The 13,430-nt window shown below is 63.6% G+C and carries 13 protein-coding genes and 1 tRNA gene; 8 read left to right on the plus strand and 6 right to left on the minus strand.

Going from position 1 to position 13,430, the window contains the following annotated elements:
• The first annotated feature begins 12 nt into the window (after positions 1-12).
• Positions 13-1,359: a polyamine export protein PaeA gene (paeA, locus tag WKW77_RS22110; protein ID WP_340359030.1), complete on the plus strand. Its 1,347-nt coding sequence runs from the start codon at positions 13-15 to the stop codon at positions 1,357-1,359.
• Here the strand turns inward: paeA and WKW77_RS22115 are convergent.
• Both WKW77_RS22115 and WKW77_RS22120 read right to left on the minus strand, forming a co-directional pair.
• Entirely contained in the window at positions 1,337-1,996 is a 660-nt protein-coding gene (locus WKW77_RS22115; protein WP_340359031.1) for a lytic transglycosylase domain-containing protein, read from the minus strand. The genes paeA and WKW77_RS22115 overlap by 23 nt on opposite strands.
• Positions 1,993-3,741, minus strand: a complete 1,749-nt coding sequence (locus tag WKW77_RS22120) for a proline--tRNA ligase (RefSeq protein ID WP_340359032.1) — start codon at positions 3,739-3,741, stop codon at positions 1,993-1,995. Before WKW77_RS22120 ends, WKW77_RS22115 begins: the two co-directional genes overlap by 4 nt.
• A gap of 122 nt (positions 3,742-3,863) precedes the next feature.
• Here WKW77_RS22120 and WKW77_RS22125 point away from each other — a divergent pair, with 122 nt between their 5' ends.
• Both WKW77_RS22125 and WKW77_RS22130 read left to right on the plus strand, forming a co-directional pair.
• The gene (locus tag WKW77_RS22125; protein ID WP_340359200.1) at positions 3,864-4,520 is read left to right on the plus strand and encodes an RNA pyrophosphohydrolase; all 657 of its coding nucleotides are present in this window, start codon (positions 3,864-3,866) and stop codon (positions 4,518-4,520) included.
• Positions 4,507-5,007 (plus strand): CNP1-like family protein, encoded by a 501-nt coding sequence (locus WKW77_RS22130; RefSeq protein WP_340359033.1) that lies wholly within the window; start codon positions 4,507-4,509, stop codon positions 5,005-5,007. The genes WKW77_RS22125 and WKW77_RS22130 overlap by 14 nt, the downstream gene beginning before the upstream one ends.
• Positions 5,008-5,011: 4 nt before the next feature.
• Here the strand turns inward: WKW77_RS22130 and proB are convergent, their stop codons facing one another.
• The 4 genes from proB to rplU all read right to left on the minus strand — a co-directional run bounded on the left by proB (position 5,012) and on the right by rplU (position 7,931).
• A complete protein-coding gene (proB, locus tag WKW77_RS22135; RefSeq protein ID WP_340359201.1) occupies positions 5,012-6,151 on the minus strand; it encodes a glutamate 5-kinase in 1,140 nt (379 codons plus the stop codon).
• Positions 6,152-6,217: 66 nt separating this feature from the next.
• Positions 6,218-7,273 carry an Obg family GTPase CgtA gene (gene cgtA / locus WKW77_RS22140; protein ID WP_340359034.1) on the minus strand — a complete coding sequence of 352 codons (1,056 nt, stop codon included), beginning with the start codon at positions 7,271-7,273 and terminating at the stop codon, positions 6,218-6,220.
• Between the two features lie 67 nt (positions 7,274-7,340).
• Complete coding sequence (gene rpmA / locus WKW77_RS22145; protein WP_093163771.1) at positions 7,341-7,598, minus strand: 50S ribosomal protein L27; 258 nt, start codon at positions 7,596-7,598, stop codon at positions 7,341-7,343.
• A 21-nt stretch (positions 7,599-7,619) separates the two neighbouring features.
• Positions 7,620-7,931, minus strand: coding sequence for a 50S ribosomal protein L21 (gene rplU, locus WKW77_RS22150; RefSeq protein WP_088955919.1), 312 nt, complete (start codon positions 7,929-7,931; stop codon positions 7,620-7,622).
• Between the two features lie 187 nt (positions 7,932-8,118).
• On the opposite strand from rplU, the gene WKW77_RS22155 reads away from it, so the two are divergent.
• The 5 genes from WKW77_RS22155 to WKW77_RS22175 all read left to right on the plus strand — a co-directional run bounded on the left by WKW77_RS22155 (position 8,119) and on the right by WKW77_RS22175 (position 13,429).
• Positions 8,119-9,111 carry a polyprenyl synthetase family protein gene (locus WKW77_RS22155; protein WP_340359202.1) on the plus strand — a complete coding sequence of 331 codons (993 nt, stop codon included), beginning with the start codon at positions 8,119-8,121 and terminating at the stop codon, positions 9,109-9,111.
• Positions 9,112-9,148: 37 nt separating this feature from the next.
• Positions 9,149-9,225, plus strand: a tRNA-Pro gene (locus tag WKW77_RS22160).
• 384 nt (positions 9,226-9,609) lie between these two features.
• Positions 9,610-11,343, plus strand: a complete 1,734-nt coding sequence (pilB, locus tag WKW77_RS22165; RefSeq protein WP_340359035.1) for a type IV-A pilus assembly ATPase PilB — start codon at positions 9,610-9,612, stop codon at positions 11,341-11,343.
• Between the two features lie 20 nt (positions 11,344-11,363).
• On the plus strand, positions 11,364-12,587 hold the full coding sequence (locus tag WKW77_RS22170) for a type II secretion system F family protein (protein ID WP_340359036.1): 1,224 nt from the start codon (positions 11,364-11,366) through the stop codon (positions 12,585-12,587).
• The gene (locus WKW77_RS22175) at positions 12,587-13,429 is read left to right on the plus strand and encodes a prepilin peptidase (RefSeq protein WP_340359037.1); all 843 of its coding nucleotides are present in this window, start codon (positions 12,587-12,589) and stop codon (positions 13,427-13,429) included. Before WKW77_RS22170 ends, WKW77_RS22175 begins: the two co-directional genes overlap by 1 nt.
• The last annotated feature ends 1 nt before the right edge of the window (position 13,430 follow it).

The following is a 13,430-nucleotide window of genomic DNA, read 5'->3' on the forward strand; positions in this document are numbered from 1 at the left end:
GACGACCGACTTATGACCCTGACCCAAAGCCTGCTGGTCATCGTCGCGCTGATCGCGACGAGCGCCTTCTTCTCCTTGGCCGAGATCTCCCTCGCGGCCTCGCGCCGCCTGCGTCTGCGCCAGATGGCCGACGAGGGTGATCTGCGCGCCGAACGGGTGATGCGCATTCAGGAACAACCCGGCCACTACTTCACAGTGGTCCAGATCGGCCTCAACGCGGTCGCGATCCTCGGCGGCGTCGTCGGCGAAGGCTCGCTGAGCCCCTATTTCCAGGAGCTGTTCGATCTGTGGCTCAGCCCGACGGCATCGCAGACCGCGGCCTTCCTGGCCTCGTTCATCACCATCATCGCGATCTTCCTCATCTTCGCCGATCTCTTTCCGAAGCGGCTGGGCATGAGCAATCCCGAGCGGCTGGCCGTTCGCATGGTCGGCCCGATGCAGGTGCTGATCACCGCGTTCAAGCCGCTGGTCTGGCTCTTCACGGTCAGCACGGACCTGCTTTTCAAGCTGCTCCGGATGCCGGCCGAGCGCGACGAGAAGATCACCTCGGCCGACATCCTGGCCATGACCGAGGCGGGCGCGCGCGCAGGGGTGCTCGCCCAGCGCGAACAGCAGGTGATCGCGAACGTGTTCGAACTCGACACGCGCCCCGTCAGCAGCGTGATGACCTCGCGCGACCGCATCGCCTGGTTTCTCAGGGATGACGCCGAGTCGGTGCTGCGAGCCCGCATCGTGGCGGAGCCCTTTTCCGCCTACCCGGTATGCGACGGCGACATCGACCATGTGCTCGGCTACGTGGATGCCAAGGACATGTTCCAGCGCGTGCTGAGCGGACAGCCGCTGTCCTTCGATCATGGGTTGACGCTGCACAAGGCGCTGGTCATCCCTGACCGGCTTTCGCTGACCGAGGTGCTCGAACAGTTCCAGCAGGCTCACGAGGATTTCGCGATCGTCGTCAACGAGTACAGCCTCGTGGTCGGCGTCATCACGCTGAACGACGTGATGAGCACCGTGATGGGCGACCTCGTCGGCGTGCAGGACGAAGAACAGCAGATCGTGAAGCGCGACGAGAATTCGTGGCTGATCGACGGCGTCACGCCGATCCAGGACGTGGAACGCGCACTCGACCTCGAAGAACTGCCGCATCGCGACGAATACGAGACCCTCGCCGGTTTCCTGATGGTGATGCTGCGCCGGGTGCCCAAGCGAACCGACAGCGTGACCTGGGCGGGCTACACCTTCGAGGTGATGGACGTGGACAGTTACCGGATCGACCAGGTCATGGTCACGCGCGGCAAACCCGCGGCGACAGCCGATCTGGTTTCAGAGGCCGGCCTCAGTCCGGCCGCGAATCCTTGAACACCCACAGGCGCTGGTTCGCAAAGACGGCGCTCGGGTAGGGCGACTTGCCCCGGCTGCCGTTGTAGCGGCCGAGCGTCATGAAAAGATCGCCGGCCTCACGGTCGAGGTAGTGGCGAAGGATCACGCAGCCGAAGCGCAGATTGGTCTGCATGTGGAAGAGCGTCGACGGATTGCCGTCGCCGATCGACCGCGTCCAGAACGGCATCACCTGCATGTAGCCACGCGCGCCGGCGCTGGAGACCGCGAACTTGCGAAAGTTGCTCTCGACCTGGACCAGGCCGAGCACGAGACTCACATCGAGGCCGGCGCGGCGCGATTCGTACCAGACGGTCTGCAGGAATTCCTTGCGGCTGGGCCAGTCGGGCAGCTTCTTCTTCAGCCGCTCGCTCATCTCGCCGAGCCAGCGCAAGTAGGCCAGGCGCGACTCGGTGTCCTTGAACTCGGGAACCGGTGGCGCGTTGTTCAGGATCGCGGCGCTCAAAGCGGTCCGCACCGAATCGATCAACGGTTCCTCGATCTGCGCGCCGGCCAGCGCGGGCGTCGGGAGCGCCAGGGCCAGCACCCCGGCCGCAGCCCCGCCCAGGCACAGGCGTCGCGAAAGTCCGGGCGCATCCATCGGCGCCACGGGGCTCATGCGGCGGCCAGTTTGCCGGCGATGAATTCCGCGATGCCGGCAGCCGACACCTTGGTCGCGGCGGTGTCGCGGCGATGCTGGTACTCGAGCTGGCCTTCTTTCAGCCCGCGATCGGAAATCACCACGCGATGCGGCACGCCGATCAATTCCCAGTCGGCGAACATCGCGCCCGGCCGCTCGCCGCGGTCGTCGAGCATCACGTCGACGCCGGCCGCGAGGAGTTGCCCATAGAGCGCTTCCGCAGCGGTCTTGACCTCGGCACTGCGGTCCATGCCGATCGGGCAGACGACCACGGTGAAGGGCGCGATCGCGTCGGGCCAGATGATCCCGCGCTCGTCGTTGTTCTGTTCGATCGCGGCGGCCGGCAGCCGCGTGATGCCGATGCCGTAGCAGCCCATTTCGAGGAACTGGGGCTTGCCCGCCTCGTCGAGGAAGGTCGCGTTCATGGGCTTGCTGTACTTGGTGCCGAGCACGAACACATGGCCGACCTCGATGCCGCGTTCGATGGCCAGCACGCCCTTTCCATCGGGCGACGGATCACCGGCGACCACATTGCGAAGGTCGGCCACGGCGTCGGGCTCCGGCAGGTCGCGGCCCCAGTTGACGCCGGTGATGTGGAAGTCGACTTCGTTGGCGCCACAGATCCAGTCCGCCATGACGGCCACTTCGCGGTCGGCGACGATCCTGACCGGCTGCTTGAGGTTCAGCGGCCCGAGGTAGCCCGGCTTGCATCCGAAGTGGTCCTCGATCTCGGCGGTGGTCGCGAAGCGGAAGCCCTTGTCCAGCCCCGGCACCTTGCTGACCTTGATCTCGTTCATGTCATGGTCGCCACGAACCAGCAGCAGCCAGACCTCGGCACCCTTGACCTCGCCGGCCTCATCGAGGAGATCGGTCGCGAGAACCAGCGACTTGACCGTGGTCGACAGCGGCACCTCGAGCAGTTCGGCAACGTCCTCGCAGGTGGCCTTGCCCGGCGTCGGCGTCCTGGTCATCGGCTTGGCCGCCGCGGGACGGGGGCCAGTCGGCGCGAGCGCCTCCGCCTTTTCCATGTTGGCGGCGTAATCGCTGTCCGGGCAGTAGACGATGGCGTCCTCGCCGGTCGCTGCGATGACCTGGAATTCCTGGCTCACATCGCCGCCGATCGCGCCGCTGTCGGCAGCCACGGCCCGGTAGCGCAGGCCGAAGCGGTCGAAGATCCGCCGGTAGGCATCGGCCATCACCTTGTAGCTGCCCTTGGCGCTGTCCAGGTCCCGATCGAAGCTGTAGGCGTCCTTCATGATGAACTCGCGGCCGCGCATCAGGCCGAAGCGCGGACGGCGTTCATCGCGAAACTTGGTCTGGATCTGGTAGAAGTTCTTCGGCAGCTGCTTGTAGCTGCGGATTTCCTGCCGGGCGATGTCGGTGACGATCTCTTCGCTGGTCGGCTGGATCACGAACGAGCGATCGTGCCGGTCCTTGATGCGCAGGAGTTCCGGGCCGTAGGCCTGGAAGCGGCCGCTCTCTTCCCAGTATTCGGAGGGCTGAACCACCGGCATGGTCAACTCGACCGCGCCCGCACGGTTCATTTCCTCGCGCACGATCGCCTCGACCTTGCGGATCACGCGCAGGCCCATCGGCATGTAGGTGTAAATCCCGGTGCCCAGCTTCTTGATCATGCCGGCCCGCATCATGAGGCGGTGGCTGACGACTTCGGCATCCGCCGGCGCTTCCTTGAGGGTGGAGATAAAGAACTGGGAAGCTTTCATCGGGCGCGCAAAGTCTAGAGGTTGGGGGCAACGGGACGGGCCTTGAGGCCCAGGGACTGGCCGCTTGCCCTGCGCAACTCGGCAGGCATAATCGACTCAGTTCAAAAAATTGGGGTTTGATTATGCTCGACCGGGACGGCTTCAGGCCCAACGTCGGCATCATCCTGCTCAACCAGAGAAACCAGGTTTTCTGGGGCAAGCGAATTCGTACGCATTCCTGGCAGTTTCCGCAAGGCGGCATCGATCGCGGCGAGAGTCCCGAGCAGGCCATGTTCCGGGAACTGCACGAGGAAGTAGGCCTCCACCCGGAGCACGTGCGGATCGTGGCCCGTACCCGCGACTGGTTGCGCTACGAGGTGCCGGATCGGTTCATCCGCCGTGACGCACGCGGCCACTACAAGGGCCAAAAGCAGATCTGGTATTTACTGCAATTGATCGGGCACGACTGGGACTTGAACCTGCGTGCCACCGATCATCCGGAATTCGACGCATGGCGCTGGCACGACTACTGGGTGCCGCTGGACGTGGTCGTCGAATTCAAGCGCGGCGTCTATGAAATGGCGCTGACTGAACTTGCCCGCTACCTGCCCCGGCAGGATTTTCGCAACCGCTTCCTGCGCAGCAACGTGCGCGCCCGCGAATTCGAGCGACATCCGCCCGGATCGGGCCACGAGCCGACTTTCGAACTGCCCCCCGGTGCCAGTTTCGATCCCAATCCGAATGCCAATCTTGCGAATGAGCCTCCCTCGACCAGCGACCCATTGCATGCTCCGCGCTAGCCGGGGCGCTGTACTTGCCTGCCTTCTTGCCGCCTCGGGACTCGCAAATGCCGAGCTGTTCGGGAACTCCGACTGGAAGGAATCAGAAGCGCCTCCCGCTCCCGCCTTCAGCCAGGACAAGCTGATCGACATCGAGATGCCGCGCTACTCGAGCCTGAAGTTCGGCATCGACCCGAACACGATCAAGGTGAGCGGCGATGGCGTCGTGCGCTACGTGATCGTCGCCACGAACAAGGAAGGCGGCGGATTCAACGCCTTCTACGAGGGCGTGCACTGCGCCACCGACGAATACAAGACCTACGCGCGCGCCTCCAGCCCGGGGGCATGGGAAGCCGCCCCCAATCCCGAGTGGAAGCGGATCGGCGATCGCGCCTCGCGCCACACCCAGGCCGTGGCGCTCCAGGGGCTCTGCCGCGGTCACGCACCGCGCGCGTCGGTCTCGGAAATGGTCCGGTTCCTGAAGGCGCCGATCCGCGAAGTCGAGTGAGCGATCAGCGGCCCATCAGGACCATGTTGTCCCGATGGACCATTTCGGCCTCGGCGACATAGCCAAGAAGGCGCTCGAACTCGGAGGACGGCTTGCGACACAGCAGACGCGCTTCGGCGCTCGAATAGTTCGCGAGGCCCCGGGCCACCTCGAGCCCCTGCTCGTCGCGGATCGCGATCACGTCGCCGCGAGAAAACTCCCCGTCGACGCCGGTCATGCCGATCGGCAGCAGGCTCTTGCCTTCCAGGCGCAGCTTGGCCGCGGCGCCAGCATCCACGGACACGGCGCCGCGCAGTTGCAGGTGGTCGGCCATCCATCGCTTGCGCGCCTGATGCTTGGCGGTCTGCGCGAGCAGGAGCGTCCCGATGGATTCCCCCCGCGTCAGCCGCAGGAGCGCATCAGGCTCGCGCCCCCAGGCGATCACCGTCGAAGCGCCGGAACCCGCCGCGCGCTTGGCCGCAAGGATCTTGGTGAGCATGCCGCCTCGCCCGATGCTGCTGCCTGCGCCGCCGGCCATGACCTCCAGCGCGGGATCGCCGGCGTTCGCCTCGTGCACGAAGCGCGCGTCCGGTTCCTTGCGCGGGTCGGCGGTGAACAGGCCCTTCTGATCCGTCAGGATGACCAGGGCATCGGCCTCGACGAGGTTGGCCACCAGTGCGCCGAGCGTGTCGTTGTCGCCGAACTTGATCTCGTCGTTGACGACGGTGTCGTTTTCATTGATGACCGGCACCACGCCCAGCGCCAGCAGTGTGACAAGGGTGGTGCGCGCGTTCAGATAGCGCTCGCGGTCGGCCAGGTCCGCGTGGGTGAGCAGGACCTGCGCACTCCCGAGGCCGTTCTCTCGCAGCTTGGTTTCATAGATCTGCGCGAGGCCCATTTGGCCGACCGCGGCGGCGGCTTGAAGCTCGTGGACTTCATGCGGACGAACGCGCCAGCCGAGCCGCTTCATCCCTTCGGCGATCGCGCCGCTCGACACCATGACGACTTCTCGGCCATCGCGTACCAGCGTCGCCAGCTGCCGGCACCATTCGCCGATGGCGTTCTCGTCCAGGCCGCGGCCCTCGTTGGTGACAAGGCTCGAGCCCACCTTCACGACGATGCGGCGGGCGTCACGAAGAGCAGTCGAACCAGAACTCGAAGTCACGGAAGCGATGGCCATCTTGATGCTGTTGAACCGGCCGCCTCGCGGGCGACCCGGAGAATTACAAACTCACGAAAACCGCGGGTCGACTTCTGCAGGCGGCTGCTCGGCTGCCTGCTGAGCCTTCACCTGCTGATAGACCGCCTGGACGAGCGGCTCGCAGCCCTCGCGCGTCAGCGCGGAGATCTCGAAAACCGGTCCCTTGAACCGAAGGCGCTTGACGAAATCCTTCACACGCGCAGCGCGCTCATCGACTGGAATCATGTCCAGCTTGTTCAGGACCAGCCAGCGCGGCTTTTCGTACAGCGTCGGATCGTACTTCTTGAGTTCGCCGACGATCGCCTTCGCCTGCCCGACCGGATCGACGCCTTCGTCGAACGGCGCGAGATCGACGACGTGCAGCAACAGGCGGGTGCGCTGGAGATGACGCAGGAATTGATGGCCCAGGCCGGCGCCTTCGGAGGCGCCTTCGATCAGGCCGGGCAGGTCGGCCACGACGAAGCTCTGCTCGGGCCCGACCCGGACGACGCCGAGATTGGGGTGAAGGGTCGTGAAGGGATAGTCCGCCACACGCGGCCGTGCGTTGGAAACGGCGCTGATGAACGTCGACTTGCCGGCGTTCGGCATGCCCAGCAGCCCGACGTCGGCGAGGACCTTCAGTTCCAGCTTGAGATTCTTCTTCTCGCCGGGCCAGCCGGGCGTCTTCTGACGCGGGGCGCGGTTGATCGCGCTCTTGAAGCGCATGTTGCCGAATCCACCGTCCCCGCCCTTGGCGATGGTGATCACCTCGCCCGGGTTCAGGAGCTCGTACAGCACCTCGCCGGTCTCGGCATCGGAAATGATGGTTCCGACGGGCATCTTGAGGGTGATGTCGTCGCCCGCGGCGCCGAACATGTCCGACCCCATGCCATGCTGGCCCCTCTTGGCTTCGTGGCGACGCGAATAGCGGAAATCGACCAACGTGTTGAGGTTCGGATCGGCGACCGCGAAGACGTGGCCGCCTCGACCGCCGTCGCCGCCGTTCGGGCCGCCGAACTCCTTGTATTTCTCATGGCGGAACGACACGCAGCCGTTGCCGCCATCGCCAGCAGCAACGTCGATGAAGGCTTCGTCCACGAACTTCATGAGATGTCCAGTTTACAAATGAAGAAGCCCCGGCAAAGCGGGGCTTCGAAAGATCGAAGTGATCGGCTCAGGCCGGGGTCACGTTGACCGTCTGCTTGTTGAGAGCACCCTTGGTGCCGAACGACACGTGGCCGTCGACCAGTGCAAACAACGTGTGATCCTTGCCGACGCCGACGTTCACACCGGGGTGGAACTGGGTGCCGCGCTGGCGCACGATGATCGAGCCTGCGCTGATCAGTTCGCCGCCGAAGGCCTTCACGCCGAGCATCTTGGGCTTCGAATCGCGCCCGTTTCGCGTAGAGCCGCCGCCTTTTTTCTGTGCCATGGAATCAGCTCCAGTACTAAATCAAGCGGCAATCGCGCCGATTTGCAGCTCGGTGAACTGCTGGCGATGGCCTTGACGTTTCTGATAGTGCTTACGACGGCGCATCTTGAAGATGCGAACCTTGTCGTGCTTGCCGTGCGACAACACCGTTGCCGTAACCGTTGCACCGGACACCAGGGGCGTACCGACCTTGATTGCGCTGCCGTCGCCGACTGCGAGCACTTGGTCGATCACGATTTCCTGGCCTACGTCCGCAGCAATCTGTTCTACTTTGATTTTCTCGCCGGAAGCAACGCGATACTGCTTGCCGCCGGTTTTTATGACCGCGTACATGTGGACCTCTTGGGAAAAGATGGCTCTACGGCGAATTCCGCAGAGCCTGAGATTCTAGCACGCCACCGACAATCAAGCATCAGCCGCGGCCGCCCGGATCCCTCACGGCATGATCCCTCCCTATAATCGTCCGCTTCCGGCCCAGCGCCATCGTCGCACTTCCACGCAGCGCGCAAGCGCCCTCGCCTTGTCAGTTTCTGCCCCAGACACCTCCCCCGCCGCCGGCGTACTCCGCCTGATCGCCGACGACATGGCTGGGGTCGATCGCGTGATCGCACGGCGCCTCGACACCGGCGTGCCGCTCGTGAGCGAAGTTTCGAAGTACATCATCTCCGCCGGCGGCAAGCGGCTGCGCCCAGCCCTTCTTCTGTTGATGGCGGGTGCGCTGGGTTATCAGGAGGACCAGCGCTTCAACCTTGCAGCGGTCGTGGAGTTCATTCATACAGCCACCTTGCTGCATGACGACGTGGTCGACGAATCCACCCTTCGGCGCGGACGGCCGACCGCCAACGAATCCTTCGGAAACCCCGCGAGCGTGCTGGTCGGCGACTTTCTGTACTCGCGCGCATTCCAGATGATGCTGGACGCGCATGACATGCGCGTCATGGAAATCCTGGCGGAAGCGACCAACGTCATCGCCGAAGGCGAGGTCCTTCAATTGATGAACATGCACGACGCCTCGCTCGACGAAGAGGCTTATCTGCGGGTCATTCGCTCCAAGACGGCGAAGTTGTTCGAAGCCAGCACGCGCCTTGCCGCCGTACTTGCCAAAGCCCCCTCGGATGTAGAGGAGGCCTGCGCGACCTACGGCCAGGCGCTGGGCACCGCATTCCAGGTCATTGACGACGTGCTGGACTACGCCGGCGACGCCAGCGAAACGGGCAAGAACGTGGGCGACGATTTGCGCGAGGGCAAGACGACGCTGCCTCTCATCCTCGCCATGCAACGCGGAACACCGGAGCAGCGCGACCTCATTCGCGCCGCCATCGAAGCAGGCGACACCACGCAGCTGCCGCAGATCGTCGCAATCGTCAGAGAAACCGGCGCACTGGAAGCCACGAGAACGGCCGCCGCGGCAGAGGCACAACGTGCGATCGATGCACTTTCCGGCTTCCCGGTGAATTCTTACTCTTCCGGTTTGCTACAATTGGCGGCTCAGTTGCTTGAGCGACGCGCCTAAGTCACCACGAAGGACGACTCTCTTTCTTTGCAACCATCGGGGTGTAGCTTAGCCTGGTAGAGCGCTACGTTCGGGACGTAGAGGCCGGAGGTTCGAATCCTCTCACCCCGACCAGATTTCCTGGTCTTTGCTCATTTCGCGAATCACCGCACCGCGGCACATCGCGCAATTCTTCAACAACGACACGATGCCTCGACATCGCTGCTGTTGGGCATCGACAACATCTTCTGCCTTATGACGGGATCAGCCCAGTCCTTCGGCCCGCAGGACTGCTGCTAAGATGGCCCTCCCTCTGCCGCGGTGGCAAGGTGGGCCCGATCGTCGCCACGACTCGCTCGGGATCTGGAAGCCGGAGGTATTAATCCCCGCTCAGCCCGACCAGCCTTTTGTGCCGCAAACGCCAAATGCTTCTCTGGCAAAGACGGCTCTGCGGTTTACAGTGCGAAGGCGATCAGCGATGATCCTGAAGCAAATTCTCACGTTTTTTACATTCGTTGAATGGCCGCTGCCGAACCCCTGATCAAAGAAAACTCGCCAGTCGCTCTGCCGGGACTTGCGCGTGCCTTGGTTTCGGCCGGAAAACTCCCCGCGAAGGCCGCGGAGGACATCTACCAAAAATCGCTGAGCGGACGGACCAGCTTCATTGCAGAGTTGACCGGCACCGGAGCCGTTTCGGCGGCCGACTTGGCGCACACCTTGTCGAGCGCCTTCGGCGCCCCGCTTCTCGACCTCGACGCGATCGATCCGCAGCGCCTGCCAAAGGATCTCCTGGACGCCAAGCTGTGCCAGGCCTACCGCGTGGTCGTCCTCAGCAAGCGCAACAACCGGCTCATCGTCGCGACCGCGGACCCATCGGACCAGCAGGCAGCGGAAAAAATCAAGTTCGCCTCGCAGATGGGCGTGGACTGGGTCATTGCCGAGTACGACAAGTTGTCGCGGATGATCGAGGCGGCCGCAGTGACCGCCTCCGAAACCATCGACAACATCATCGGTGCCGAGTTCGAATTCGATGATGTGTCGGCGGATGCCGCCAGCGACACGGCCGAGCAGGCAGTCGCCGAAGTCGAAGATGCGCCAGTCGTCCGCTTTCTGCACAAGATGCTGCTCGACGCGTTCAGCATGCGCGCGTCGGACATTCACTTCGAGCCGTACGAACACAACTATCGCGTGCGCTTTCGGATCGACGGCGAACTGCGCGAGATCGCGAGCCCACCGACAGTCATCAAGGACAAACTCGCTTCGCGCATCAAGGTGATCTCGCGGCTCGACATCTCAGAGAAGCGCGTCCCGCAGGACGGGCGGATGAAGCTGAAGATCGGTCCGGACCGCGTGATCGACTTCCGCGTGAGCACGCTTCCCACGCTGTTTGGCGAGAAGATCGTGATCCGTATTCTGGACCCGAGCAGCGCCCGCCTCGGCATCGACGCTCTCGGTTATGACGCGGACGAGAAGGAACGCCTGCTCAACGCCATCAACCGCCCTTACGGGATGGTGCTGGTGACCGGACCGACCGGTTCCGGCAAGACCGTGTCGCTCTACACCTGCCTGAACCTGCTCAACAAGGCCGGCGTGAACATCGCGACGGCTGAAGATCCGTCCGAAATCAACCTGCCCGGCGTCAACCAGGTCAACGTCAACGAAAAGGCCGGCCTGACTTTCGCGGCCGCGCTTCGCGCATTCCTGCGGCAGGATCCGGACATCATCATGGTCGGCGAAATCCGCGACCTGGAAACTGCCGACATCGCGATCAAGGCCGCACAGACGGGTCACCTGGTGCTGTCGACCCTTCATACCAACGACGCGCCGACCACGCTGACGCGGATGCGCAATATGGGCATCGCGCCCTTCAACATCGCGTCGAGCGTGATCCTGATCACGGCCCAGCGTCTTGCCCGCCGCTTGTGCACCGCGTGCAAGGCACCTTCGGATATTCCCAAGCAGGCACTGCTGGATGCAGGCTTCAAGGAACACGAACTCGATGGCACGTGGAAGCCCTATCACCCGGTCGGCTGCTCTGCCTGCAACGGTGGCTACAAGGGGCGTGTCGGCATCTATCAGGTGATGCCGATCAGCGAAGAGATCCAGACGATCATTCTTCGGGACGGGTCGGCGCTCGACATTTCGAGGCAAGCCGAAGCCGAAGGCGTACGTTCGCTGCGTCAGTCAGGATTGAAGAAGGTCATGCAGGGACTGACGTCGCTTGAAGAAGTGCTCGCAGTCACCAACGAATAGCGTTCAATCGCGGAGAACCAATGGCAACGGCAGCAGCATCAAACCGAACGCTCAAGGAATACATCTTCGAGTGGGAAGGAAAGGACCGCAACGGCAAGGTCGTGCGCGGAGAGCTTCGCGCAGCCGGCGAGAACCAGGTCCAGGCTGCATTGCGGCGCCAGGGCATCCTCACGACGAAGATCAAGAAGCGGCGGATGCGGGCGGGCAAGCCGATCAAGCCGAAGGACATCGCCATCTTCACACGGCAGCTGGCCACCATGATGAAGGCCGGCGTGCCGTTGCTCCAGGCCTTCGACATCGTGGGCCGCGGCAACGCCAACCCCAGTGTCGCGAAGCTGCTCAACGACATTCGCAGCGACGTCGAAACCGGCACGTCGCTGTCGTCCGCATTCCGCAAATTCCCGAAGTACTTCGACAACCTCTATTGCAACCTCGTGGAAGCAGGTGAGGCCGCCGGTATTCTGGAAGACCTGCTCGACCGCCTCGCCACCTACATGGAGAAGACAGAGGCCATCAAGTCGAAGATCAAGTCGGCGCTGATGTACCCCACCTCCGTGATCGTGGTCGCCTTCGTGGTGGTGGCGATCATCATGATCTTCGTGATCCCCGCCTTCAAGCAGGTATTCACCTCCTTCGGCGCGGATCTGCCCGCGCCCACGCTGATCGTCATGGGCATCAGCGAGTTTTTCGTTTCCTACTGGTGGCTGATCTTCGGCGTGCTCGGCGGCGGGATCTATTTCTTCCTCCAGGCCTGGAAGCGAAACGAGCGCATGCAGCAGGTCATGGACCGCCTCCTGCTTCGCCTGCCGATCTTCGGCGATCTCATCGACAAGTCTTGCGTGGCGCGCTGGACCCGAACACTCGCGACCATGTTCGCGGCCGGCGTGCCGCTCGTCGAAGCGCTGGATTCGGTGGGGGGCGCCTCCGGCAACTCGGTGTATGCGGAAGCAACGACCAAGATCCAGCAGGAAGTGTCGACCGGCACGAGCCTGACCACGGCGATGACCAACGCCAATCTGTTTCCGTCGATGGTTCTGCAGATGACCGCCATCGGCGAGGAATCCGGTTCCATCGATCACATGCTGGGCAAGGCAGCGGATTTCTACGAACAGGAAGTCGACGACATGGTCGCGGGCCTCTCGAGCCTGATGGAGCCGATCATCATCGTGTTCCTCGGCGTCATCATCGGTGGCATCGTGGTGTCGATGTACCTGCCCATCTTCAAGCTCGGCCAGGTCGTCTGATGCTCGTCTCCCAGGGTGTGGACGCCGCCTTGGCGGGTGTCCTCGGGCTGCTGATCGGCAGCTTTCTCAACGTGGTGATCTATCGCCTGCCCAAGATGCTCGAGCAGCAATGGGCCGCGGAGTGCGCCAGCCTGAACGGCGGCGAAGCGCCGGCCGCAGAACGGTTCAATCTCATGGTGCCGCATTCGCGTTGCCAGCAATGCGGCCATGCCATCCGCTGGTACGAGAACATCCCGGTGCTGAGCTATCTCGTCCTTCGCGGCAAATGCTCTTCATGCAGGACGCCGATCAGCCTGCGCTACCCATTGGTCGAACTGGTTACGGCCGCGCTGTTCGCGTGGAGCGTGTGGCACATGCCCGGGCAGTCCGGAAGCCTTGCCTGGTGCGGATTCGCGGCGGCGCTTCTTGCCTTGGCGCTGATCGACTGGGACACGACGCTTCTGCCTGACGACATCACACTCCCCTTGTTGTGGGCCGGGCTCCTGGCTTCCATCGCGGGCTTCACAGGTGTCAGCCTGACGAACGCAGTGTGGGGCGCCGTCGCGGGCTATACCTCTCTCTGGGCGGTCTACTGGCTGTTCAAGCTGACCACCGGGAAGGAAGGCATGGGCTACGGCGACTTCAAGCTCTTCGCCGCATTTGGCGCATGGTTCGGCTGGCAGGCGCTGGTGCCGATCATCCTGATGGCGTCGGTGATCGGCGTCATCATCGGACTCGCGCTCAAGTTCAACAGCGGATTGCGCGAAGGCGGCTACGTCCCCTTCGGCCCATTCCTGGCGGGCGCCGGCTTCACCGCGATGCTGTTCGGCCCCGACGCGATCCTTCGCGTGATCGGCCTTTGAA

Source organism: Variovorax ureilyticus (assembly GCF_037889935.1).
In the GTDB taxonomy this organism is placed as follows: domain Bacteria; phylum Pseudomonadota; class Gammaproteobacteria; order Burkholderiales; family Burkholderiaceae_C; genus Variovorax; species Variovorax ureilyticus.

What these genes read in the sequence shown, in the direction of transcription:
- rplU (WP_088955919.1), bottom strand. Translation starts at nt 7,931, where the DNA reads ATGTACGCGGTCATAAAAACCGGCGGCAAGCAGTATCGCGTTGCTTCC.
- WKW77_RS22125 (WP_340359200.1), top strand. Translation starts at nt 3,864, where the DNA reads ATGCTCGACCGGGACGGCTTCAGGCCCAACGTCGGCATCATCCTGCTC.
- WKW77_RS22175 (WP_340359037.1), top strand. Translation starts at nt 12,587, where the DNA reads ATGCTCGTCTCCCAGGGTGTGGACGCCGCCTTGGCGGGTGTCCTCGGG.
- cgtA (WP_340359034.1), bottom strand. Translation starts at nt 7,273, where the DNA reads ATGAAGTTCGTGGACGAAGCCTTCATCGACGTTGCTGCTGGCGATGGC.
- pilB (WP_340359035.1), top strand. Translation starts at nt 9,610, where the DNA reads ATGGCCGCTGCCGAACCCCTGATCAAAGAAAACTCGCCAGTCGCTCTG.
- rpmA (WP_093163771.1), bottom strand. Translation starts at nt 7,598, where the DNA reads ATGGCACAGAAAAAAGGCGGCGGCTCTACGCGAAACGGGCGCGATTCG.
- WKW77_RS22120 (WP_340359032.1), bottom strand. Translation starts at nt 3,741, where the DNA reads ATGAAAGCTTCCCAGTTCTTTATCTCCACCCTCAAGGAAGCGCCGGCG.
- WKW77_RS22170 (WP_340359036.1), top strand. Translation starts at nt 11,364, where the DNA reads ATGGCAACGGCAGCAGCATCAAACCGAACGCTCAAGGAATACATCTTC.
- WKW77_RS22130 (WP_340359033.1), top strand. Translation starts at nt 4,507, where the DNA reads ATGCTCCGCGCTAGCCGGGGCGCTGTACTTGCCTGCCTTCTTGCCGCC.
- WKW77_RS22115 (WP_340359031.1), bottom strand. Translation starts at nt 1,996, where the DNA reads ATGAGCCCCGTGGCGCCGATGGATGCGCCCGGACTTTCGCGACGCCTG.
- paeA (WP_340359030.1), top strand. Translation starts at nt 13, where the DNA reads ATGACCCTGACCCAAAGCCTGCTGGTCATCGTCGCGCTGATCGCGACG.